This window comes from Nocardia sp. NPDC060220 (genome assembly GCF_042727815.1).
Lineage (GTDB): Bacteria > Actinomycetota > Actinomycetes > Mycobacteriales > Mycobacteriaceae > Nocardia.
The window spans coordinates 1-1,772 of sequence record NZ_JBHWZY010001140.1 but is presented as its reverse complement, the minus strand read 5'-3'; the positions used below and the strand labels follow the sequence as shown (position 1 = coordinate 1,772).

Annotated in this window: 1 protein-coding gene; it reads right to left on the bottom strand. The window is 68.3% G+C overall.

Translation table 11 applies throughout. The features are described from left to right. Window positions 1-30: 30 nt before the first annotated feature. Window positions 31-1,662: a flavin-containing monooxygenase gene (locus ACFWF3_RS34575; protein WP_379318257.1), complete on the bottom strand. Its 1,632-nt coding sequence runs from the start codon at window positions 1,660-1,662 to the stop codon at window positions 31-33. Window positions 1,663-1,772: the final 110 nt, after the last annotated feature.

The window sequence follows — 1,772 nt, the reverse complement described above, 5'->3', positions numbered from 1 at the left end:
GTCCGGTGCGGACCACCCCGTCGTCGCCGCTCACGCCTCGATGACGTCGAAGCCCTTGTACCCGGCGGCCGCGACCTCGGCGATGATCTCGCCGTAGACGCCGAAGCCGCCGACGAAGGGCATGAACACCCGTGGCCTGCCTTCGATGTTCGCACCCAGATACCACGAATTCGCCTGTGTCATCAGCGTTCCCGCGGCCCGGTTCACGCATTCGAGCACCCACTCCGCCACCGCGTCCCGGCGTGCCTCCAGCGCCACCGCTCCCCTGCCGTCGAGGAACCCGATCGCCTCGGCCACCCAGTCGACGTGCAGTTCCGAGTGCAGCACCATGTTGGCCAGCACCGACGGACTGCCGGGACCGGTGAGGTTGAACAGGTTCGGAAACCCTGCCATCCCCAGTCCCAGATAGGTTTTCGGCCCTTCCCGCCAGGCGTGGTTGAGCGTCTCCCCGTCGCGGCCGACGATGTTCATCCGCGACACCGAACCGGTCATCGCGTCGAAGCCGGTCGCGAGCACGAGGGTGTCGAGGGGGTAATGCGTGTCGGTGGTGTGCACGCCCTCGGCGTCGATCCGGGTGATCGGTGTCGCCTTCAGGTCGACGAGGTCGACATTGGCGCGGTTGAAGGTCTGGTAGTAGTTCGTGTCGGTGCAGATCCGCTTGGTGCCGATGGGGTGGTCGTGCGGGACGAGCAGGTCGGCGACGCGCGGGTCCTCGATCACCGCCCGCACCTTCTCCTCCCAGAATTCGCGGGCGGTGTCGTTGGCGGCGAGGGTCGTCAGCTGATCGGGGAAGGTCTTGCTGAACAGCACACCGCCCAGCGCCCAGCGCTTCTCGTAGGCCTCGCGCCGGTCCGGCTCGCTCACCGCGACCGCGGATGCCGGATGCGCCTGGTGCGGCGAACCGCCGCCGCTGGCCATCGACAGCCGCCTGCGCTCGGGATAGTTCGCCTTCTGCGCGGCCCGGTCCTGTTCGGTCAGCGGCGTATTGCCCGCGGGCACACTGTAATTGGCGGTGCGCTGGAACACGTGCAAGCGCTCGGCCTGCTCGGCCACGCACGGGATCGTCTGGATACCGGAGGAGCCGGTGCCGATCACGCCGACCCGGCGGCCGGTGAGATCGACCCCCTCGTGCGGCCAGTGCGACGTGTGCAGGAGCTGCCCGGCGAAGGTGTCGAGTCCGTCGATGGCCGGGGTATTGGCGTTGGAGAGCGGGCCGGTGGCCAGCACGACGAACCGGGCCGAGACCGCGCGGCCGGTGTCGGTGTCGACCTGCCAGCGCAGAGTCTGCTCGTCGAGCACGATATCGGTGACGCGCGTGTTGAATTCGATGTCGCGACGCAGTTCGTAGCGGTCGGCGACGTGCTCGAGGTAGGACAGGATCTCGGGCTGGGTGGCGTACTTCTCGCTCCAGTTCCACTCCTGTTGCAGCGCGTCGTCGAAGGAGTACGAGTAGTCGACGCTCTCGACATCGCAGCGCGCGCCCGGGTAGCGGTTCCAGTACCAGACGCCGCCCACGCCGTCGCCGGCTTCGAACACCCGCACGGTGAGACCGCTGCCGCGGAAGCGGTGCAGCGCGTAGAGGCCGGCGATGCCCGCACCGACGACGACCACGTCGACGTCGGCCGGGCCTTTCGCTGGTGCCGATGGGGTCTCGGGGTTCACAGTGCCTACCTTTCGATGGAGACCGGTTTCTCTGCGGGCGACGCTAAGGACGCGCGCCGCGTTCGAGCAGGTCCCCTTCCCGCTGACCGGCACATTCGCGCATCGATGCC